General features: G+C 63.6%; 19 protein-coding genes. 10 read left to right on the top strand and 9 right to left on the bottom strand.

Going from position 1 to position 21,479, the window contains the following annotated elements; translation table 11 throughout:
• Positions 1-46 precede the first annotated feature (46 nt).
• Both A0J57_RS16665 and A0J57_RS16670 read left to right on the top strand, forming a co-directional pair.
• A complete protein-coding gene (locus tag A0J57_RS16665) occupies positions 47-2,656 on the top strand; it encodes an EAL domain-containing protein (protein WP_061937946.1) in 2,610 nt (869 codons plus the stop codon).
• A gap of 208 nt (positions 2,657-2,864) precedes the next feature.
• Positions 2,865-4,085 carry an MBL fold metallo-hydrolase gene (locus A0J57_RS16670; RefSeq protein ID WP_061937949.1) on the top strand — a complete coding sequence of 407 codons (1,221 nt, stop codon included), beginning with the start codon at positions 2,865-2,867 and terminating at the stop codon, positions 4,083-4,085.
• Between the two features lie 46 nt (positions 4,086-4,131).
• On the opposite strand, the gene A0J57_RS16675 is transcribed toward A0J57_RS16670, so the two are convergent.
• The 4 genes from A0J57_RS16675 to cysS form a co-directional block, all read right to left on the bottom strand.
• Entirely contained in the window at positions 4,132-4,881 is a 750-nt protein-coding gene (locus A0J57_RS16675) for a ParA family protein (protein ID WP_044660338.1), read from the bottom strand.
• 369 nt (positions 4,882-5,250) lie between these two features.
• Positions 5,251-6,621 carry a class II 3-deoxy-7-phosphoheptulonate synthase gene (locus A0J57_RS16680; protein WP_061937953.1) on the bottom strand — a complete coding sequence of 457 codons (1,371 nt, stop codon included), beginning with the start codon at positions 6,619-6,621 and terminating at the stop codon, positions 5,251-5,253.
• Positions 6,622-6,712: 91 nt separating this feature from the next.
• Positions 6,713-7,030 (bottom strand): Rap1a/Tai family immunity protein, encoded by a 318-nt coding sequence (locus A0J57_RS16685; protein ID WP_044662810.1) that lies wholly within the window; start codon positions 7,028-7,030, stop codon positions 6,713-6,715.
• 124 nt (positions 7,031-7,154) lie between these two features.
• Entirely contained in the window at positions 7,155-8,690 is a 1,536-nt protein-coding gene (gene cysS, locus A0J57_RS16690) for a cysteine--tRNA ligase (protein WP_061937956.1), read from the bottom strand.
• A 123-nt stretch (positions 8,691-8,813) separates the two neighbouring features.
• Between cysS and A0J57_RS16695 the strand changes: the two genes are divergently transcribed.
• The 4 genes from A0J57_RS16695 (at position 8,814) to A0J57_RS16710 (ending at position 11,807) form a co-directional block, all read left to right on the top strand.
• Complete coding sequence (locus A0J57_RS16695; protein ID WP_044660335.1) at positions 8,814-8,993, top strand: hypothetical protein; 180 nt, start codon at positions 8,814-8,816, stop codon at positions 8,991-8,993.
• 260 nt (positions 8,994-9,253) lie between these two features.
• Positions 9,254-9,946 carry a Bax inhibitor-1/YccA family protein gene (locus tag A0J57_RS16700; protein ID WP_044660334.1) on the top strand — a complete coding sequence of 231 codons (693 nt, stop codon included), beginning with the start codon at positions 9,254-9,256 and terminating at the stop codon, positions 9,944-9,946.
• A 5-nt stretch (positions 9,947-9,951) separates the two neighbouring features.
• On the top strand, positions 9,952-10,224 hold the full coding sequence (locus A0J57_RS16705) for a zf-TFIIB domain-containing protein (RefSeq protein WP_025552169.1): 273 nt from the start codon (positions 9,952-9,954) through the stop codon (positions 10,222-10,224).
• Positions 10,225-10,346: 122 nt separating this feature from the next.
• Positions 10,347-11,807 (top strand): mannose-1-phosphate guanylyltransferase/mannose-6-phosphate isomerase, encoded by a 1,461-nt coding sequence (locus A0J57_RS16710; RefSeq protein ID WP_061937959.1) that lies wholly within the window; start codon positions 10,347-10,349, stop codon positions 11,805-11,807.
• 171 nt (positions 11,808-11,978) lie between these two features.
• Here A0J57_RS16710 and polA read toward each other — a convergent pair whose 3' ends face one another.
• Positions 11,979-14,765, bottom strand: a complete 2,787-nt coding sequence (polA, locus tag A0J57_RS16715; protein WP_062017268.1) for a DNA polymerase I — start codon at positions 14,763-14,765, stop codon at positions 11,979-11,981.
• A 388-nt stretch (positions 14,766-15,153) separates the two neighbouring features.
• On the opposite strand from polA, the gene A0J57_RS16720 reads away from it, so the two are divergent.
• Both A0J57_RS16720 and A0J57_RS16725 read left to right on the top strand, forming a co-directional pair.
• Positions 15,154-15,753: a hypothetical protein gene (locus A0J57_RS16720; RefSeq protein ID WP_061940952.1), complete on the top strand. Its 600-nt coding sequence runs from the start codon at positions 15,154-15,156 to the stop codon at positions 15,751-15,753.
• A 95-nt stretch (positions 15,754-15,848) separates the two neighbouring features.
• On the top strand, positions 15,849-16,322 hold the full coding sequence (locus A0J57_RS16725; protein WP_061940955.1) for a DUF6882 domain-containing protein: 474 nt from the start codon (positions 15,849-15,851) through the stop codon (positions 16,320-16,322).
• A 707-nt stretch (positions 16,323-17,029) separates the two neighbouring features.
• Here A0J57_RS16725 and arsC read toward each other — a convergent pair.
• The 4 genes from arsC to aroQ all read right to left on the bottom strand — a co-directional run bounded on the left by arsC (position 17,030) and on the right by aroQ (position 19,752).
• The gene (gene arsC / locus A0J57_RS16730; RefSeq protein ID WP_061940958.1) at positions 17,030-17,374 is read right to left on the bottom strand and encodes an arsenate reductase (glutaredoxin); all 345 of its coding nucleotides are present in this window, start codon (positions 17,372-17,374) and stop codon (positions 17,030-17,032) included.
• Between the two features lie 6 nt (positions 17,375-17,380).
• The gene (gene accC, locus A0J57_RS16735) at positions 17,381-18,727 is read right to left on the bottom strand and encodes an acetyl-CoA carboxylase biotin carboxylase subunit (protein WP_025549844.1); all 1,347 of its coding nucleotides are present in this window, start codon (positions 18,725-18,727) and stop codon (positions 17,381-17,383) included.
• 14 nt (positions 18,728-18,741) lie between these two features.
• Positions 18,742-19,227 (bottom strand): acetyl-CoA carboxylase biotin carboxyl carrier protein, encoded by a 486-nt coding sequence (gene accB / locus A0J57_RS16740; protein WP_025772776.1) that lies wholly within the window; start codon positions 19,225-19,227, stop codon positions 18,742-18,744.
• Positions 19,228-19,311: 84 nt separating this feature from the next.
• Positions 19,312-19,752, bottom strand: a complete 441-nt coding sequence (gene aroQ / locus A0J57_RS16745) for a type II 3-dehydroquinate dehydratase (protein ID WP_025549846.1) — start codon at positions 19,750-19,752, stop codon at positions 19,312-19,314.
• 110 nt (positions 19,753-19,862) lie between these two features.
• Between aroQ and thiS the strand changes: the two genes are divergently transcribed.
• The gene (gene thiS, locus A0J57_RS16750) at positions 19,863-20,888 is read left to right on the top strand and encodes a sulfur carrier protein ThiS (protein ID WP_076605761.1); all 1,026 of its coding nucleotides are present in this window, start codon (positions 19,863-19,865) and stop codon (positions 20,886-20,888) included.
• Between the two features lie 286 nt (positions 20,889-21,174).
• A partial coding sequence (locus A0J57_RS16755; RefSeq protein WP_328587041.1) for a CoA-transferase occupies positions 21,175-21,479 on the top strand: 305 nt, incomplete at its 3' end.

Below are 21,479 nucleotides of genomic sequence, written 5' to 3' on the forward strand. Positions count from 1 at the left end.
CCTGTCGGGTAAGTTTCTTTCAATCTCTTGTCGTTACGCAGGGAATATGACTTCCTTGCGGGCGAACCTGGCAGAACTGCATACGCGGCGGACCGATCTGGTCGCGGCGCTTGGCCTTGCCGAAAGCGGGGCTGCCGTCGACGCTTCCTGGATTTCCGGCACCTTCGTCCATATCGCCCGGCTCTGGCCGCTTGTCCTGCTGGGGAAGCTCTGCATCACCGCTCTGCTGCATGTGCCTTTCTATGATGAGGGCAATGTCGGCCATGCCGTTGCCCTGGCGGCCATGCTGCTGGTCGACGGCATTGCCATCGTCGTGCCGCGCGGGGCCCGGTTCCAGCTTTTGCGGCCACATCACCAGAAATGGCTGATGCTGCCGATGGTGCTGCTCTCGGGCCTCAGCTTCAGCCTGATGCTGGGGCCGTCGCTGATCGCCGGCGAGCCTTCGCGCAATCTGGCCGCGGAAATGGCGGTCGCGTTTATGGCCGTGTCGATCTTCGGCGACCGGCGCCTGTTGGGTGTCAGCTATTTCTGCGGCCTGCTGATCGCCTCCATCCTGCATCGGGGCGATTTCGCGCAGGTCGGCCTGTTGATCAGTTGCATAGCCGCGATGCTGGTCGCCGCGCTGCGCCAGGCGCATGCCGACATGAACCGCGCCATCGCCTTCCATCAGCGGGATCTGAGGGCCCAGCGCTCCGACCGGCTGCTCCATGAATATGAACAGTCAGGTCGCGGCTGGTTCTGGGAAACCGACCGCCACGGCTGCATCGTCTATATTTCCGACACATTGGCCCGCACCTTGGGGCTGAGCAACGATGCGCTGATCGGCCGCCCGATCACGGAAATCATCCGTCCCGGCGACCGGCAGGATGGCGATGGCGAGCGCACATTGGGTTTCCACCTGTCGGCGCGCACCGGCTTTGCCGAAATTCCCGTCCGCGCCGCTATGGCGAAGGACGAGCGCTGGTGGTCGATCTCCGGCCAGCCGGTGTTCAATGAATTCGGCCAGTTCCACGGCTTCCGGGGCAGCGGCACGGACCTTACCGAAATGCGCCGTAGCCAGGCGGAGGTGACGCGGCTCGCCCAATATGATTCGCTGACCGGCCTTGCCAACCGGGTGCAGATGATGCGCTCGCTGGAGCAGGCGGTCGCGGGCAAGAACGGGCAGCCGCGTGACTGCACTTTGATGATGCTGGACCTCGACCGGTTCAAGATCGTCAACGACACGCTGGGCCATCCGGCTGGCGATGCGCTGCTGCGCCAGGTCAGCGAGCGTATCCGGCGCGTGGTCGGCAACAAGGGGCTGGTCGGGCGCCAGGGCGGCGATGAATTCAAGATCCTGCTGCCCGGACGACCCGACAAGATCACCCTGGACCATCTGGCGCGGGCGATCATCACCGATGTATCCCAGCCCTATACGGTGGAGGGAACGGCGGTCGTCATCGGGGTGTCGATCGGCATTTCCTTCTGCCCGCAGGATGGGGTGACGGCCGAGGAACTTATCCGCAATGCCGATCTTGCGCTCTACGCCGCCAAGGGGGACGGGCGCGGCATCTATCGCTTCTATTCCCCGGAGATGCATGCCGATGCGGAGGATCGCCGCCAGTTGGAGGAGGATCTGCGCAAGGCGCTGGTCGAAAACGCCCTGCACCTCGTCTATCAGCCGGTGGTTTCCTCCCGGACCGAGCAGATTACCGGCTATGAAGCGCTGCTGCGCTGGCAGCATCCGGTGCGCGGCGCGATCTCTCCCACGCTGTTTATCCCCATTGCGGAGGAAAGCGGCCTGATCGGCCCGATCGGTGAATGGGTGCTCCGCACCGCCTGCCGCGATGCGGCGCAATGGGCCGACGGGGTTAGGGTGGCCGTCAACGTCTCCCCGATCCAGTTCGCCAATCACGGCCTGCCCTCGATCGTCATGAATGCGCTCGCCGCCTCTGGGCTGGCGGCCCAGCGACTGGAGCTGGAGATCACCGAAAGCGTGTTCCTGAACGACGATGATGGCACGGACTCGATGTTCTCCCGGCTGAAGGGCATCGGGGTGCGACTGGCGCTCGACGATTTCGGCACCGGCTATTCCTCGCTCGGCTATCTCAAGAAAGCGCCGTTCGACAAGATCAAGATCGACCAGAGCTTCGTGCGCGGCGCCGCGATCAAGGGCAGCCCCAACAGCGCGATCATCAAGGCGATCGTCAGCCTGGCCGAAGCGCTGGGCATGGACACCACGGCCGAAGGGGCGGAGACGCAGGATGAACTCGCGCTGATCCGCAACCTGGGGTGCAGCCATATCCAGGGCTATGTCTATGGCCGCCCGCTGCCGGCGGCGGACGTGCTGGTACAGCAACATCGCCATGGCGGCGTGGTCGCGCCGCAGGGCTTCCAGTCGAGCCGGACGGAACGCAAGACCATGTTGCGTACCGTGGCCGTGCACCATGACGGTCATGTCTATACCGGGCGCATCCGCAACATCTCCGCCACGGGTGCGCAGTTGGAGGGCCTGTGGAACGTGCCGGAGGGCACGCTGTTCGCCATCGAACTGGGCGACAACCAGACCGTCAATGCCATCGCGCGATGGTCCAAGGACGACCGGCTGGGGGTGGAATTCGTCCAGGCGATCAACCCGTCGACATTGCGCGCCGTGCCTCGTTCCATGGCATCCTGAGGGTGCGAGGCGGGTCAGGATGGCTGGGTGTGGGGCGACGGAGATAGTCGGGTTCCGCCATTAGGCGCGCGGTGCTCCCGCGCAGGAGCATGCTTTACCCAGATCAACATCAACGTCCGCTCTCCACTCTTGCCCCTTCCTCCATCTCCACGCTTGCCGATACCTTGAACCGCGCTATGTCCGTCCGGTCATCGGAGCGGGAGACGGCATGGGCCGCATCGTCGGGAAAATCGTCAAAGGCTTGGGCGCTGCGCTGCTGTTTCTGGTTGTGGCCCTGTGCCTGGCGGTGACCGTCGTTCCACCCTTTCTCGACCGCATCTATTATGAAGGGCCGGTCAGCCGCCATTATGACGGGGAACGCTTCTTCAATCCCGATGGGGACATCCGCTCTACCGCACCGGCGGGCGGCAACCCGCGCGCTTTCATCGCGCGGTGGCTGCTGGGTCAGGACGACCGGCCCTCATGGCCCGACATGGTGGCGGTCAAGCCTTCGCGCCCGCCTGCCTTCGCCGCGCCGCGTGGCATGATCGCCACCTGGGTGGGACATGCCACCGTACTCGTGCAGGCGGCGGGCCTCAATATCCTCACCGATCCGATCTGGTCCGACCATGCCAGCCCCTTTCCGCCCCTGGGGCCCCGGCGGGTGGCGCAGCCGGGCGTGCGCTTCGACGATCTGCCGAGGATCGACCTCATCCTCCTCAGCCACAATCATTACGACCATATGGACATCCCCACGCTGAAAAGGCTGTGGATACGGGACAGGCCGAAGATCGTCACCAGCCTGGGCAATGACGCGATCCTGAAAGCCAACGGCATTCCGTCGACGGCGCTCGACTGGGGGCAATCGATAAGCGGCGCGGCGTTGAACGGCCTGGGCGACGGCACGGTGATCCAGTGCGAAAATTATGAGCATTGCCCGGATTATCGCGTTCATGTGCTGCGCAACCATCATTGGAGCAGCCGCTGGGGCACTGACCGCAGCCGGGCGCTCTGGTCGAGCTTCTTCGTCAGCACGCGGGCGGGCAATATCTTCTTCGCGGGTGACACGGGCGCTGGCGACATGGCTTGGCCCGCGGACGCGGCGCGGCTGGGGCCGATCAGGCTGGCGATGATCCCGATTGGCGCCTTCCGCTTCCATCCCGGACAAATGCAGTCGGATTCCCATGTCGGGCCGGAACAGGCCGTGCAGATTTTCGAAAAGCTCAAGGCCTCGACCGCCATTCCCATCCATTGGGGGACGTTCCGCCTTTCCTACGAGAAATGGGATACCCCGCCCAAAATGCTGGAACTCCAACTGCGTTGCGCAGGCATTGAACGGCGGCGTTTTGCGCCCCTTCGGGTCGGGCAGTCGATCCTGGTGCCCGGCTGGTCGCCCGTGCCGCACGGGGAGAAGCGGTGCGATCCGGGCGCGATCGCGAGGTTGAAGTAGGCGGAGGCTGTTGGCAGGCGGTAACCCGCCAAATCCTGTCGCCGCCCTAATGTTTCTGGAGCTGCCGCTCGATCGTCGTCCAAAGTCCGGCAAAGGCCTGGGCGGATGGGGATGAGGCGGCGAAGGCGCCCAGCGGTTTGCGGCGGACAGCCATTTGTTCGACCGCGCTGGCCATGGGAATGGCCGGCCAGCCCGGCTGGGATTCCAGGGCCGCGCGATGCAGGCCACGGCGGCGGTCGACCATGGAATAGACCGGCATGATCGGCGGATGGCTGCCGCCGCGCTGCACCAGATAGCGGGCGACCTCCCCCATGGCGCGTTGGGCGAGGGGGGAGGGGATGACCGGAATGACGATCATGTCCGCCGCGCGCAGCACCTGCTCGCTGGTTTCGGTGAGGCCGGGCGGACAATCCAGGATGATCCGGTCATAATCCTTGCCCAGGCTCTCGATCAGCTTGGCGAGACGCTTCTTCTTGTCCATCTCCCGGAACAGATGGTCGAGGCTGCGCAGTGAGGTGTCGGCGGCGATCAGGTCGAGGCCCTGCACCGTCGAGGGCTGGATCAGCTTGCGGACCTCCACATCCTTGCTGAAGATCGCCTGCGCGGCGTCGCGGCTTTCGCTGTCCGTGGAGATCAGCCAGCTCGACGCGGCCTGTGGGTCGAGATCCCACAGCAATGTCCGCCGTTTCGAGATGCTTGCGGATGCCCAGGCGAGGTTGATCGCGAAGGTGGTTTTCCCGACCCCGCCCTTCAGGCTGTAGACGGCGATGGTCGCCACTTGCGGTTCCTTTGCCATATGCGGAGGCTATCTTGCTGCACCGCCAAAGCAAGGGCTGAATCATGGGATTGTTACGTGCATGTGACAGACGCAGCCGGACCATCGATTACCAGCCCGCCGTCGAAGAGGATGATGGATTGGTCCGCTGGCGCGTTTCGATGGCCAGTGCCGATCATTCCTCGTCCATGCCCATCCGTTCGGACTGAGCCTGTCGCCGTCCTGCGCTTTCCCAAGGAAGAGTGGCGCTTCGACAAGCTCAGCGCGAACGAGAAGGGATGCTAATCCGGCGCCCGCGACATAGGGCGCTCAAACGAGCACAGGGGATTGCGCCAAGAAAAATCCCGCCGCGAGACATGGTCGCGGCGGGATCATTTCCTTTTCGAAGGATCAGGCGGCTGCCCGGCGTTCCTTCAGTTCCTCGTTCAGCATTTCTGCGAGCAGGAACGCGAGTTCCAGGCTCTGCGCCGCGTTGAGGCGCGGGTCGCAATGGGTGTGGTAACGATCCGCAAGGCCTTCGTCCGTGATCGCCACGGCGCCGCCGGTGCACTCCGTCACATTCTGGCCGGTCATTTCGGCATGGATGCCGCCGCCGAAGCTGCCCTCCGACCGGTGAACGGCGAAGAAACCGCGCACCTCCGCCAGGATGCGGTCGAACGGCCGCGTCTTGTAGCCATTGGCCGCCTTGATGACATTGCCGTGCATCGGGTCGCAGGACCAGACCACCGGATGGCCTTCCTTCAGCACCGCGCGGACCAGCCTGGGCAGGCCCGCCTCGATCTTGTCATGGCCGTAGCGGGTGATGAGCGTGATCCGGCCCGCTTCCCGGCTGGGGTTCAGCACGTCCAGCAGGCGGATCAGCGCATCCGGCTCCAGGCTGGGGCCGCATTTCATGCCGATCGGATTGCCGATGCCGCGCAGATATTCGACATGCGCCGACCCTTCGAACCGGGTGCGATCCCCGATCCACAGCATATGCGCGGAGGTGTCGTACCAGTCGCCGGTCAGCGAATCCTGTCGGGTCAGCGCCTGCTCATAGGGCAGCAGCAGCGCCTCATGGCTGGTGTAGAAGCTCGTTCCCCCCAATTGCGGCACGGTTTCGGGCGACAGGCCGCAGGCGCGCATGAAGTCGAGCGCCTGCCCGATCTGGTCGGCCATCGCCTCGAACTTCGCGGCCCAGGGGCTGCGGCCCATGAAATCCAGCATCCAGCCATGGACCCGGTCCAGGCTGGCATAACCGCCGGTCGAAAAGGCCCGCAGCAGGTTGAGCGTCGCCGCCGACTGGTTATAGGCGCGGATCATCCGCCCCGCGTCGGGTTCGCGCGCCTCCGCCGTGAAGGCGATGTCGTTGACATTGTCGCCGCGATAGCTGGGCAGTTCGACGCCGCCGATCGTCTCCGTATCCGCGGAGCGCGGCTTGGCGAACTGGCCAGCCATGCGGCCGACCTTCACGATCGGCAGCTTGGACGCAAAGGTCAGCACCACCGCCATCTGCAGCAGCACGCGGAAGGTGTCGCGGATATTGTTCGGATGGAACTCCGCAAAGCTCTCCGCGCAATCGCCGCCCTGAAGCAGGAACGCCTCGCCATTCGTCACCCTGGCGAGTTCGGCCTTCAGGCTGCGCGCTTCGCCGGCAAAGACGAGCGGGGGAAACTGGCTGAGCTGAGCCTCCACGGCGGCAAGCGCCTGGGCGTCACGATAGACGGGCATCTGGATGCCCTTTTGGCTGCGCCAGCTTTCCGGCGTCCACTTCGCCGCCACGTCGAGTCTCCCAAAGATCGTAAAATAGGGGCCGCACCTACGCGCAACCAGTGGCTAACGCAAGTTTATAGCGGTGGCGTGCGGAGGCACGTTATTTCTGGCAAGGATAATGTTCGTTGAGCGCCACGCTGACCAGGACGGAGGCAGGCGCCTGCCGCTGGTCGGGATAGCGGGTCAGATAGGTGAGGACGATGCGCTTCACTTCCTCCGCGTTCATCTGGGCGGGCCAGCAATTGGGCTTGGCCCGGCCGATGAACACATCCTTCTTGATGCCGTCCACCGCGCCGACGATATAGGCGGTGCAGGCCAGGGCATATTCCGGCGCCTTGTTGCGGCATTTGGCGAGCAGGGTCGTTCCCGTCTCGAACATATAGCTTTGCGCAGGCGCAGCGACGGTCGGTATCGTCATGGCGCCAATTCCCATGAACGCTGCGGTTGCGGCTTTTAGCATGCGCGGAATATGCCCGCTTGCCTGACATATGTACAAACGGGCCGGCTGATCCGCCGCACGGTCCGGCTCAGCCGCCGGAACCTTATGCCGTGTTGAGGGTGAGGCGCCAGTCCCAGCGAAGCGGATCGCCGTCCATCACCTCGACCCCCCGGTCGATCAAGGCGTCGCGTATCTCATCCGACAGGGCGAAGTCCTTTTCAGCGCGCGCCTGCTGGCGACGGTCCAGTTCGGCTTCGATCTCTTCGGGTGCGATCGCCGCGTCCTTGGGCCGGATGCGCAGGTCTGCGCGGCCGATGGTCAGCAGGTTCAGGCCCAGCGCCTGGTCGAAGGCCGCGAGCAGGCAGAGCTTCTCGTCCACCGGCACCTTCTTGACGGCGATGGTCTCCTCCAGCAGCGGCAGCGCGCGGGGCGTCATCAGGTCGTCGCTGATCGCCGCGTCGAACTGTTCGAGCAAGGGCGCGAGCTTGGGGTGGAGATTGGCGCGCAGCCAGTCCAGCCGCAGCGACTGCCATGTCACGCCCTCGGCCCGCGCCTTCAGGTTTTCGACACCCATGACGAGGCGTTTCAGGCGGGTGAGCGCTGCGCCGACGCTGTCCGCGCTGAACTCCAGTTCGCTGCGATAATGCGCGCCCAGGCACAGCAGGCGGTAGGCGAGCGGATGCACGCCCGCGTCGATCAGCGAGAAGAGAGTGGTGAAGCCGCCCTTCGACTTGCTCATCTTTCCCTGCCGGTCGACGAGGAAATTATTGTGCATCCACCATTTCGCGCCGGTGAAGCCTGCGGTCGCCGCGCCCGGTTCGCCGCAGCAGCCATGGAATGCCTGATTCTGCGCGATTTCATTGGGATGGTGGATTTCGCGATGGTCGATGCCGCCGGTGTGGATGTCGAACGGATGGCCAAGCCGCGCCTCGCTCATCACCGAACATTCGAGATGCCAGCCCGGCGCACCCTTGCCCCAGGGCGAGTCCCACTCCATCTGGCGCTGTTCGCCCGGTGGGGACTTGCGCCAGATCGCAAAGTCGCTGGGGTTGCGCTTGCCGGCGACGGGATCGATGCGGGCATGGGCGGCATCGTCGCGCCCCCCGGCCAGCGCGCCATAATCAGGCACCGTGCTGCTGTCGAAATAGAGACCCGTTTCCAGTTCGTAGCAATGGGCCGGCGCGATCTTCTCCGCAAAGGCGATCATCTGCGGGACATAGTCGGTGGCGACCGTCCATTCGCTGGGCGGGATGATGTTGAGGTCGGCGATGTTCTGCTTGAAAGCCTGGGTATAATGCGCCGCTATGTCCCAGATGCTCTTGGCCTGGGCACGGGCGGCGGCTTCCATCTTGTCGTCGCCGGCATCCGCGTCCGAAGTCAGATGGCCGACATCGGTGATGTTGATGATATGGGTGACGGTGAGCCCCTTCCACAGCAAGGTGCGGCGCAGCGTGTCGGTAAAGACATAGGCGCGCAGGTTGCCGAGATGGGCGTAATTATAGACCGTCGGGCCGCAGCTATAGACGCGGGCGTGGTTCGGCTCGATCGGGGCGAAGGCCTCCACCGTGCGCGTCAGGCTGTTGAACAGGCGCAGAGGCGCATCGGCATGCTGCTGGGCGGGTGTGAACTGGTCGCTCATGGGATGACGCAATGCGGCGGTTCGCTCGAAGCGTCAACAGCCCTCGCTATTTGGGAGAGTTCCGGTTTAATATCCGCCGGGGCATCCTTGCCATGCCTGGCGTCGAAAAAGGGAAGACTGGATATGAAAGCGGGTTTTGTCGGTCTTGGCTTGGCGTTGGGTGCAGGGATCGGCGCGGCGACCGGCAATGTCGCAGCGGGCGTTGCGCTGGGTCTGGTGTGCGGCGTCGTGATCGGCGCGGCGAAGATCCGGCGGAGCATGTCGCCGCAAAATCCGGACCCCGACGTCAGCGGGCGATTGTAATAAATTGTTGCTGGCGGACCGACGCTCTGCGCCATCCCTTGCATTGGCGCGTTGGCCCACCGATATTGCTTGTGCGGGCCGGGCCCCTCTGGCGGTTGGATGTGACATCCAGCCGCGATGTCGGACCGCATCGAGTGTGCTCGGTGCAGGTTCGTGTGCGTTTGCCCCCCTCTGACGTAGCACGAAGACCGCGCCGGGCCACTCGATCCGTCAAGACTGTTTTTGGATGGAGTGATAACGCCGTGAACAATCCCGTTCGTATGCCGGGCTATGGTGCGAGCCAGACGGCGCAGACCGACGCCGGGCTGCGCGCGCACATGCTGGGCGTTTTCCGCAACATGGGCATCGGCCTGGTCATCACCGGGCTGGTCGCCGCCTTCATCGGCAATACGCCGGCGCTGGCCGCCGCGATCTTCGGCACGCCGCTCAAATGGGTGGCGATCTTCGCGCCGCTGGCCTTCGTGTTCTTCTTCAGCTTCCGCATCGAAAAGATGACGACGGCGGGCGCGCGCATGGCCTTCTACGCCTTTTCGGCGGTGATGGGCGTGTCGCTGGCCAGCATCTTCCTGGTCTTCACCGGCGGATCGATCGCGCAGGCCTTCTTCTCCGCCGCCGTGATGTTCCTGGCGATGGCGCTGTGGGGCTATACGACCGGGCGCGACCTGTCGAAATTCGGGTCGTTCCTGATCATGGGCCTGATCGGCATATTGGTCGCGAGCCTCATCAATATCTTCATCGGCTCGTCGGCTATGGCGATGGTCATCTCGATCATCGGCGTGGTGGTCTTCACTGGCCTGACCGCCTGGGACGTGCAGCGCATCAAGTCGGAATATTTCGCCTATGCCGGCCATGAAGTCGCGCAGAAGATGCAGGTGATGGGCGCGCTGTCGCTCTACCTGAACTTCGTCAACCTGTTCCAGATGCTGCTCAGCCTGACCGGCGAGCGGGAGTAACCCGGATGCGGGATCAGGCCGCGGTGTCGGCCATGCTCTGCCCGGTCTGTCATGTGGGCCTCTCCATGACGGACCGTCAGGGCGTGGAGATCGACTATTGCCCGCAATGTCGGGGCGTCTGGCTCGACCGGGGTGAACTGGACAAGATCATCGAACGGTCGGCGGGCGGGGTTCCGGCTCCACAGCCCAGCTACCGGCCGGACCGCGACCATCGCGACGACGGGCGATATTATCAGAAGAAGCGGAAGAAGAGCTTTCTCGAAGAGCTGTTCGACTGACGATAAGCGGCCCCGGCGTGGGCCGCTTTTTTTCGGCTTCTTCATAGGTGCTTTCACGGAATGGCGATAAGAGGGGCGGATATGGTCCCATCGGGATGGATCGCCTTGTTCGAGTGAGTTGCATGCCGGGTATCGAAGGAAAAGAATTTCAGCAGGTTACGCCAGTCATATTGGCCGGTGGATCGGGGACGCGGTTGTGGCCCCTGTCGCGCAAATCCTATCCCAAGCAGTTCGTGCCGCTGCTGGGGGAGGAGACGCTGTTCCGCTCCGTGGTGCGGCGGCTGTCGGGTGCGGGCGAGGGTTTCGCCTTTGGCCGTCCTGTCGTCCTGACCAACGCGGCGTTCCGTTTCATCGTAGCCGAACAACTGGCGCAGGAAGGCGCCGATCCGCGGGCCATCATGATCGAGCCTTCGGTGCGCAACACGGCGCCCGCCATATTGGCGGCGGCCCTGCATTTGATGGCGGACGATCCGGAGGCGGTGATGCTGGTCGCGCCATCGGACCATGTGGTGCCCGATGCAGAGGCCTTCCGTGCGGCGGTGAGCCAAGGCTTGGCGGCGGCGCATGCCGGCGATCTGGTGACCTTCGGCATTCAGCCGACACGGCCGGAAACCGGCTATGGCTATTTGCAGGTCGTCGCCCGGCCGGATGGATCGGGCGAACCGATCAAGCTGGTGCGCTTTGTCGAAAAGCCCGATGCGGTTCGTGCGGCAGAGATGCTGGCGAGCGGCGATCATCTCTGGAATGCGGGGATTTTCCTGTTTGCGGCGAAGGATCTGGTCGCCGCCTTCGAGGCCCATGCGCCCGACGTGCTGGCGGCGGTGCGGCCGGCGGTCGAGGCGGCGGAAGGCGATCTGGGCTTTTTGCGGCTGGCGGCGCAAGCATGGGACAGCGCGCCGGACATTTCCATCGATTATGCCGTCATGGAGCGGGCCGACAATCTGTCGGTCGTGCCCTATGGCTCTGGCTGGTCCGACCTGGGCGGCTGGGATGCGGTGTGGAGCCATGCCGGTCCGGATACGGCCGGAGTGACGGTGAGCGGCGGGGCGACGGCGATCGATTGCAGCGATACGCTGCTGCGGTCCGACAGTGAAGGCATGGAACTGGTCGGCATCGGGCTCAGCAACATCATTGCGGTGGCGATGAACGACGCGGTGCTGATCGCGGACAAGGCGCGCTCGCAGGATGTGAAGCTGGCCGTCGAGGCGCTCAAGAAGAAGGGCGCCGCGCAGGCGGAGAGTTTCCCCAAGGATCACCGGCCATGGGGTTGGGTGGAGGGCCTGCTGGCGGGCGAGCGCTTCCAGGTGAAGCGGATCGTCGTGCAGCCGGGGCAGTCATTGAGCCTGCAGAGCCATTTCCATCGGTCGGAACATTGGATCGTCGTCGAAGGGACGGCCAAGGTCACTGTGAATGAAGAGGTGACGCTGCTGACGGAAAACCAGTCGCTTTATGTCCCGGCGGGGGCGAAGCATCGGGTCGAGAATCCGGGGAAGATTCCCGTCGTGTTCATCGAAGTGCAGACGGGGACCTATCTGGGGGAAGACGACATCGTTCGGTATGAGGACCGGTACGCGCGGGGGTGAATTCCCGGCGCGCCGCGCCTTCAAGGATTAGAGCCAATCGACATTCAGAAGATGACAAGCCGAAAATGGTGGATTTCCGTGACCCGGCGCGCAGCCTACTCAAGGTAGGTGAGCACCGGAAACACGGAAAAGCGTTATTTGCAGGCCGTCAGGGCTGAATGTCGATTGGCTCTAGTGCGCCGCGCCCCAGCTTGGGCCGTGGCCGATTTCGACGCCCAGCGGCACGCTCAGCTTCACGATCGGTTCGGCGGCGCCTTCCATGACGCGGCGGATGACGGTGCTAGCCTGTTCCACATCGCCTTCCGGCAGTTCGAAGACAAGTTCGTCGTGCACTTGCAGCAGCATCTTGACCTGATGCAGCCCTTCCGCCGCGAGCGCCGGGCCCATGCGGGCCATGGCGCGCTTGATGATGTCGGCGCTCGTGCCCTGTATAGGTGCGTTGATCGCGGCCCGTTCGGCGCCTTGTCGTTCGTGCTGGACAGGCGCCTTGATGCGCGGGAACCATGTCTTCCGGCCGAACAGGGTTTCCGTATAGCCCCTTGAGCGCGCCTTTTCGATCGTGTCGGTGATGTACAGGCTGATGCCGGGGAAGCGTTCATAATAGCGGCTGATCATGTCCTGCGCTTCGTCGGCGCTGATCTCCAGCCGTCCGGCTAGGCCCCAGCGGCTGATGCCGTAGAGGATGGCGAAGTTGATCGTCTTGGCCCGGCCGCGCGTGTCGCGGTTGACCTCCCCGAAGAGTTGCTGGGCAGTGGCGGCGTGGATGTCCTCGCCGTTCGCGAACGCCTCCTTCAGCGCGGGCACGTCCGCCATGTGCGCGGCGAGGCGCAGTTCGATCTGGCTATAGTCCGCCGCCAGGATGACATTGCCCGGTTCCGCGACGAAGGCGTGGCGGATTTGCCGGCCGACTTCGGTGCGGATCGGGATGTTCTGGAGATTGGGGTCGGTCGAGGACAGGCGGCCGGTCTGCGCGCCGGACAGGCTGTAGCTGGTGTGGACGCGGCTGGTGTCCCTGTTGATCTGGGCCTGAAGCGCGTCGGTATAGGTCGACTTGAGCTTGGAAAGCTGCCGCCAGTCGAGTACCTTGCCCGCGATTTCCGCGCCTTGGGCCTTGAGCTGCTCCAGGATGGTGACGTCGGTCGAATAGGCGCCGGACTTGCCCTTCTTTCCGCCCTTGTAACCCATTTTGTCGAACAGGATCGCACCAAGCTGTTGCGTGGAGCCGATGGCGAAGGGTTGGCCGGCGAGGCCGTGGATTTCGCCTTCCAGCTTGGCGATCTCGGCGGTGAACTCGGCGGAGAGGCGGGAGAGCGCCTCGCGGTCGACCTTGATGCCTTCATGCTCCATCTTCGCGATCACCGCGACGAGCGGGCGGTCGACCAGCTCGTAGACGCGGGTCGCGCCTTCATTCGCGACGCGGTTCTTGAACAGCTTCCACAGGCGCAGCGTGACGTCGGCATCCTCGGCGGCATATTCGGTCGCCTTGTCGAGCGGGACTTCCGCGAAGCTGATCTGGCTCTTGCCGGTGCCGCAGACATCCTTGAAGCTGATGCAGGTGTGATTGAGGTGCACCTTCGCCGCCTCGTCCATGCCGTGGCCCGCGAGGCTCTGGCCCGCGTCGAGGTCGAAGCTCATGACGATGGTGTCGTCATAGGGGACGATCTCTATGCCATGGCGGCGCAGGACCGTGATGTCATATTTGAGGTTCTGGCCGATCTTGAGGACGCTGTCATCCTCCAGCAGCGGCTTGAGTTTCGCGAGGACGAGGGCGAGGGGAAGCTGGTCGGGTTTCTCCGCGAACATGTCCTTGCCGCCATGGCCGACCGGGATGTAGCAGGCGGCGTTGGGACCGACGGCGAGGCTGACGCCGACCAGCGCGCAGGACACGCAGTCGAGCATGTCCGTCTCCGTATCGACGGCGACCAGCCCCTCGGCATGGGCAGCGGCGATCCAGCGGTCGAGCGCGTCCTCCGTAACCACCGTTTCGTAGAGGCTGCGGTCGATCGGCGGTTCCTCCTCCAGCACCGGGGCGGCGGGGGCGGCGAGTTCGGTGACGGCGGCGGCGGCGGTCGCGACCGCCACGGCCGCGGCGGGCGCGCCGGCGCGGGCGAGCAGCGACTTGAAGCCGTGATGTTCGAGGAAGGCCTGCAGCGGCTCCAGCGGAATGCCCTTCAGCGTCAGGTCGTCGAGCGGTTCGGGCAGGTCCATGGCGTCATGCAGCGCGACGAGCCGGCGCGACAGGCGGGCCATGTCGGCATGTTCGATGAGATTTTCCTGCATCTTCGATTTCTTCATCGAAGGGGCGGCTTCGAGCGCGGCTTCCAGGCTGCCATATTCGGTGATCAGCTTGGCGGCGGTCTTGGGGCCGATGCCGGGGATGCCGGGGACATTGTCGACGCTGTCGCCCATCAGGGCGAGCACGTCGCCAAGCTGTTCCGGCTGGACGCCGAATTTCGCCATGACATAGTCGGCGCCGCGCCGCTCGTTCTTCATCGTGTCGTACATGTCGACGCCGGGCTGGATCAGCTGCATCAGGTCCTTGTCGGAGCTGACGATGGTGACGTGCCAGCCCGCCGCGACGGCGGCCCTGGTGTAGCTGGCGATGATGTCGTCCGCCTCGAACCCCGCTTCCTCGATGCAGGGGAGGGAGAAAGCGCGGGTGGCGTCGCGGATCATCGGGAATTGCGGGACCAGATCCTCCGGCGGCGGCGGTCGGTTCGCCTTATAGGCGTCGTACATGTCGTTGCGGAAGGTGTGGCTGCCCTTGTCCAGCACCACGGCGAGGTGGGTGGGGCCCTCCGCCTTGCCCAGTTCGTCGGCCAGCTTCCAGAGCATGGTGGTATAGCCATAGACCGCGCCGACGGGCTGGCCATGCCTGTTGGTGAGCGGCGGAAGCTGGTGATAGGCGCGGAAGATATAGCCGCTGCCGTCGACGAGATAGAGATGATTCTGGGCCATGGGGGGAGGGGATAGCGGGTTAGGGCGCGCGCCTCCAGTGGGGTTGTCGGTGTAGGAGGCGGGTTCCCGGTTCGGGGCGGGGGTGATGTGTTGGAAAGGGCGGAAATCCGTCATTTTCCGGTCGAAGTTCACAGTGTATGCGCGCGCGTGCCTGGGCGCGCGTGGGCGTGAGGGGGGATGGGTCGGACGTTTCAAAGAGGGTGGTGGGATAAGCGGGTCGGCGCGGAATAGGACAGGCCTGATCGGCCCCCGTTGGAGAAATAGGATGTTTTTGGAGCCCTCTGTGGTTTTTGTGTTACGCCTGATCGAAGGTTGCCGCTCAGGCGTCGGAGGTGGGGTTTGGAAACGACCACTTGCAGCCGTAAATCTATGAAGGCACAACGCCCAAATGAAGACGCTGTTGATCGGATTTTTATTTTTCGCTGTTGCGTTTGATACGCCACCTGTGCTGGTCAGGCCGGAAATCGCGATACAAAAGATCGCAGCATGCGGATTCAAAAAGGTCGATTTAAAATTCGATGACACGCTTCAAGAAGATGTAATCGACGTTCTGGACGATGCCTCGATCTCTGACGAGCAACTGCGGTGCGCGGCGCTCGCCTCGCTCGCTTCAAATTACTATGTCACATTTCCTGCGCCGATAGAGAAGGCATATCAGCCGTTATATTGGAACCTGTCGCGTGAACAGGCAAAAGCTGATGCGAAGGCTTGGTTGGACAAGAAGGGGCTGCTCTCTCGCTTGCCGACCTACGATCAGAAACAATCTAACAGTTCGGCTTTTGCCCGCTCTCTTGAGAAGCTTTGCGGGCCGAAAGCCTCCGGAACCCTTAAACCGTTAAACGGTATGTCGACATTCAACGACAGCGCGCTTGCGACTGGCGCATTGGATGAGGAAACCCTCTGGTGCCTAACCAACGCAGCTATGGCCTCAGGCTATCCGCTAGGCTTCATCGGAAATGAGGCCCCTCCCGGCTCGCCGCATCGATAATATGCATGTGCAAAATCGACCATAGTAAGGCGGTAGCTATATTCGTTTCCATTCCTTAGAGCGGACATTGTATAAATCATTTTGGAGCGGCAGGAGTGGAAGATCCAGACTGGTATTCCGCATGGCGACATGAAGCGGTTCACCAACTCCAGGACAAGAACGCACTTCTGAAAGAGCGTTTCCGGCTCGGTGATTGGCCACGCTTCGACTACGAGCTTTCCCAACGCCAATTAGTTTTCTCGGAGAATGGGCAGTCAAGGGTAGTCGCTGACATCCAAGTTGTCGGGTCAACGAGCGCTAAGGCTGGCAACTGGCTTTGGGCGTGGGCGAACGAGCATTGGCCGCTGGATTGCATCGAAGACGCCGAACGCGCATGTCGTTTCGGCGAGGAGCACGGCATAGGTGAGCTGATCAGTGGGTATGTCGAAGATCAAGACCTGAACAGTCTTGGCTGGGAGCTTACGGCGATCACGGCTCGGATATGCGATGCGGTGGGTGCATACCGTCCTCCGCGAGACGAGGGAGGCGGCCTGTTTCTACTTTATCGAGATGTCCGCTGGGTTATCTAGCCGCCGTTAGGGCAGTCTGCTTTCAGAGCTTCCATTCCGAAAACGGTCATTCCACTTTCCACCCAGCGATCGTCGCTCCCGGCCTGCGAATCACCCCGCGCCGCCGATAAGCTGTTGGTCCGGTTCGGAATTGGAAAGCCGCCCAGCGGCAGGCGACCAAAAGTCAGTCATTCAATTGTAAATAAATCTGCTCCATGACCGGACTAAACTGGATTTCTTTCCGGCCCATACAAGGGGTCGGGAACAGTCCACGCATGGGGCAAATCTGAAAAATTACCCCACAAGTTCCACTCACCCTTAGCTGCATCAAACGATGCCAGTCCCCATTGGGGTGGATCAGGCCAGCCAAACCAATCCCGATCAATCAAAAACAAGGTTTCATTGCCAAACTCGGCAACGAACCCCGTTTCCGTCTTTCGCGCCCAATCGTGGTCGTCTCCGAGTGCGGATATCGCAGGCCAGTCGGTTAAGCCCGCACGTCGCCAAGTAAGTGGCCAGCTTGCGCGTTCGCGATACCCCTTCTTCATAGAACGAGACCGCAAAAAGCTCGCCTTCCATGGGTTTGATTCCAAGACATTTGCGATTGGGCCTCTGTCCGGTCCGCCCCTTTATGCTCCGAAAGCGGATAGTCCGCTACCCACCCTTTTTCGTCTTCCATTTCGGCCGTAGCCCTGGGTCGAGCGCAGAATGACGCATAACGACGCGGGCTAGAGGACTTCGCTCACCCGCTCTGGCGGCCGGGCGATCACCGCGCCCTTGTTCGTGATCACGATGGCGCGTTCGATCAGGATCGGGTGCGCGGCCATCGCGTCGAGGACGGCCTTGTCGTCCGACACGTCCAGGCCGATTTCCTTCACTATGCCCTCGCCCTTGCGGACGGCTTCCGATGGGCGGACGCCCGCCCTCTTCAGGACCGCCTCGATTTCGGCGCGGCTGGGCGGAGTCTTGAGATATTCGACGACCTCTACGTCGACCCCCGGTGCATTTTCCAGGATCGCAAGCGCCGCGCGCGACTTGGAGCAGCGGGGGTTGTGCCAGATGGTCGCCCTCATGCCTTCTTATCCCTCACGTTCCAGCCACTCTTCCAGCCACTTGATCGTGTAGTCGCCGTTGAGGAAATCGGGATCGGTCAGCAGCTTCTGGTGGAGCGGGATCGTGGTCTTCATCCCCTCGATCACATATTCCTCCAGCGCGCGGCGCAGGCGCATGATCGCGCCTTCGCGGGTGCGGCCATAGACGATCAGCTTGCCGATCATGCTGTCATAATAGGGCGGCACCTTATAGCCCTGATACAGGCCGCTATCGACGCGGACATGCATGCCGCCCGGCACATGATAGCTGGTGACGGTGCCCGGCGAGGGCGCGAAGGTGCGCGGGTCTTCGGCGTTGATGCGGCATTCGATGGCGTGGCCGGTGAAGACCAGGTCCTTCTGCTCGACCGAGAGCGGCTTGCCCTCCGCCACGCGGATCTGTTCGCGCACCAGATCGACGCCCGTGATCATCTCCGTCACCGGATGCTCCACCTGCAGGCGGGTGTTCATCTCGATGAAGTAGAATTCGCCGTCTTCCCAGAGGAATTCGATGGTGCCCGCGCCGCGATAGGCCATGTCGGCCATCGCCTTGCGCACGACTTCGCCCATCCGGTCGCGCTCGGCGGTGGAGAGGACGGGGGAGGGCGCCTCCTCCAGCACCTTCTGGTGGCGGCGCTGGAGCGAGCAGTCGCGTTCGCCCAGGTGGATGGCGTTGCCGTTGCCGTCGCCGAAGACCTGGAATTCGATATGCCGGGGATTGCCCAGATATTTTTCCATATAGACGGTGTCGTCGCCGAAGGCGGCCTTGGCTTCGGAGCCGGCCTGCTTCATCAGCGTTTCGAGCTGGTCTTCGGAAGGCACGACCTTCATGCCGCGTCCGCCGCCGCCAGAGGCCGCCTTGATGAGGACGGGGTAGCCGATCTTCGCGGCGATTTCCTTCGCTTCCGCGATGTCGGAGATCGCGCCGTCGGAGCCGGGAACCAGCGGCAGGCCGAGCGCGCCGGCGGTGCGCTTTGCCTCCACCTTGTCGCCCATGATGCGGATATGTTCGGGCTTGGGACCGACGAAGGCGATGTTGTGCGCCTCCACGATCTCCGCGAACTGGGCGTTTTCCGACAGGAAGCCATAGCCCGGGTGGATCGCGTCCGCGCCGGAGATTTCGGCGGCGGAGATGATCGCGGCGATGTTGAGATAGCTGTCCTTCGCCGCGGGCGGGCCGATGCAGATCGCTTCGTCGGCGAGGCGCACATGCATGGCGTCGGCGTCGGCGGTCGAATGCACCGCCACCGTCTTGATGCCCATTTCATGGCAGGCGCGATGGATGCGGAGCGCGATTTCGCCCCGGTTCGCGATCAGCAGCTTTTCGATGGCCATGTGTGAAGCGGCCCTTATTCGATGACGATCAGCGGCTGGTCATATTCGACCGGCTGGCCGTTATCGACCAGCACGGCCTTGACCGTGCCGGCATGGGGCGCGGTGATGGCGTTCATGACCTTCATGGCTTCGACGATCAGCACGGTGTCGCCCGCCTTCACGGTCGAACCGACGGCAGCATAGGGCGCCGCGCCCGGTTCGGCGGCGAGATAGGCGGTGCCGACGATGGGCGAGCGGATGGCGTTGGCGGCCACGGCCGGGGCGGCGGCTTCGGCCGGAGCGGGGGCGGCGGCCGGCGCGGCCGTGGCGACCGGAGCGGCGGCGACGGGCGGGGGCGCATAGGTGACGGCGCCGCCGCCCACCTTGCGCGCGACGCGGATCTTGCGGTCGCCGTCCTCCACCTCGATTTCCGTCAGGTTGGTGTCGTCGAGCAGCGCGGCGAGATCGCGCACCAATTGTACGTCCACCTGCATTGCGCCCTTTTCAGCCTTGTCGTTCATTTTCAGTCCCTGGACGGTGAATTTCGTGTTCCGATGCCCGCGCCTATGCGCATTTGCGCCGGAGCGCAACTTATGTGCGTCGAGCTACAGTTCGAGCGCCGCCTCCAGCGCGAGCATGTAGGACAGGGCGCCGAAGCCCGCGATGGTCCCCTTCGCCGCCATGCCGACATAGCTTTTGTGGCGGAATTCCTCGCGCCGGTGGGGGTTGGAGAGGTGCACCTCTATCACCGGGACCGTGATGGCCTTGATCGCGTCGTGCAGCGCGACGGAGCTGTGGGTAAGGCCGGCGGCGTTGAGGATGACGGCGTGCGCCCCCTCCGCATGCGCCTCCTGCAGCCAGTCGATCAGATGGCCTTCATGGTTGGACTGGCGGAAATCGATCTCGACATGGGCGCGGTTGGCGGCGTCCTCCATCCGCTCGGCAATGTCGTCCAGCGTGTCATAGCCGTAGATTTCAGGCTCCCGCGTGCCGAGCATGTTGATGTTGGGACCGTTCAGGACATAGATTTTGCGCGTTTCGGCCATGGCGGTCCCCTTATGGTTGCGGGTGGGGCGTCGACGCCCCTATATGCGCGCTGATCTTTAGCCCTTCGTGTCGCGCCAAGTCGAGACACCTTGTTTGACAGGACAGAGCATTGAGCGTCGACGGAACCGTGTCCATCCATATCAATGGCGAGCATCGCCGCGTGCGTGCGGGCATGACGCTGGCGGAGCTGGCGAGCGAACTGGGTTTCGTGCCGGAGAAGGTGGCGGTGGAGCGCAATCTGGAGGTGGTGCCGCGATCGACGCTGGCGCAGGTGTGCGTCGAGGATGGCGACGAACTGGAGATCGTGCATTTCGTTGGCGGCGGCGACCATCCGGTGGCGGGCGGCGGCGATGTCCCGGCGGTGGATGAGGATGGCTGGACCGTGGCGGGCCGGACCTTCCGTTCGCGGCTGATCGTCGGCACGGGCAAGTACAGGGATTTCGAGCAGAATGCGGCGGCCGTCGCGGCTTCGGGGGCGGAGATCGTCACCGTGGCGGTGCGGCGGGTCAATGTGTCGGACCCCAAGGCGCCGATGCTGACGGATTTTATCGATCCCCGGAAGATCACCTATCTGCCCAATACGGCGGGCTGCTACACGGGGGAGGAGGCGATCCGCACCTTGCGCCTGGCGCGCGAGGCGGGCGGTTGGGATCTGGTGAAGCTGGAAGTGCTGGGGGAGGCGCGGACGCTCTATCCCGACATGGTGGAAACGCTGCGGGCGACGGAGATACTGGCCAAGGAAGGCTTCAAGCCGATGGTCTATTGCGTGGACGATCCCATTGCGGCGAAGCGGCTGGAGGATGCGGGTGCGGTGGCGATCATGCCGCTGGGCGCGCCGATCGGGTCGGGGCTGGGCATCCAGAATCGGGTGACGATAAGGCTGATCGTGGAAGGGACCCGGCTGCCGGTGCTGGTCGATGCGGGCGTGGGGACGGCTTCCGAAGCGGCCGAGGCGATGGAACTGGGCTGCACCGGCGTGCTGATGAACACGGCCATTGCCGAGGCGAAGGACCCGGTGCTGATGGCCGCCGCGATGAAGGCCGGGGTCGAGGCGGGCCGGATGGCCTATCGGGCCGGGCGGATGGCGAAGCGCATGTATGCCGATCCTTCAAGTCCATTGGCTGGGCTGATCTGAGGCGCTGGCAAGAGGGTGCGCCATGCTCCCGCGGAGGCAGGAGCCTGTTAGGATGGTGTCTGAACGGGGCAGGACGGGGCGGTCATGAGCCGCCTGCCTCATTGGAGCGCCTGCGCGGGAGTTATTGCGGTATCGGCGGGGTTGCGACTTTCGCCGTTGCAGCAAATTGACCCTTTGCTGGGTTGCTTCTATCTCCTTGGGCGGATTCCCGGCAGGAGGACAGGCGATGGTGAACAAGCTCTACCCCGATGCGGCGAGTGCGTTGGAGGGTTTGCTGTTCGACGGCATGCATCTGTGCGCTGGCGGGTTCGGTCTGTGCGGGATACCCGAGCGGCTGATCGATGCGTTGGAGGGTTTGCTGTTCGACGGCATGCATCTGTGCGCTGGCGGGTTCGGTCTGTGCGGGATACCCGAGCGGCTGATCGATGCGATCCGGGATTCGGGTGTCAGGGAACTGACCATCGCCTCCAACAATGCGGGGATCGATGGCGAGGGGCTGGGCAAGCTGCTGCGCACGCGTCAGGTCAGGAAGATGATCTCCAGCTATGTGGGCGAGAACAAGGAGTTCGAGCGGCAATATCTGGCCGGGGA

The organism is Sphingobium sp. 22B (genome assembly GCF_001580035.1).
GTDB lineage: Bacteria > Pseudomonadota > Alphaproteobacteria > Sphingomonadales > Sphingomonadaceae > Sphingobium > Sphingobium fuliginis.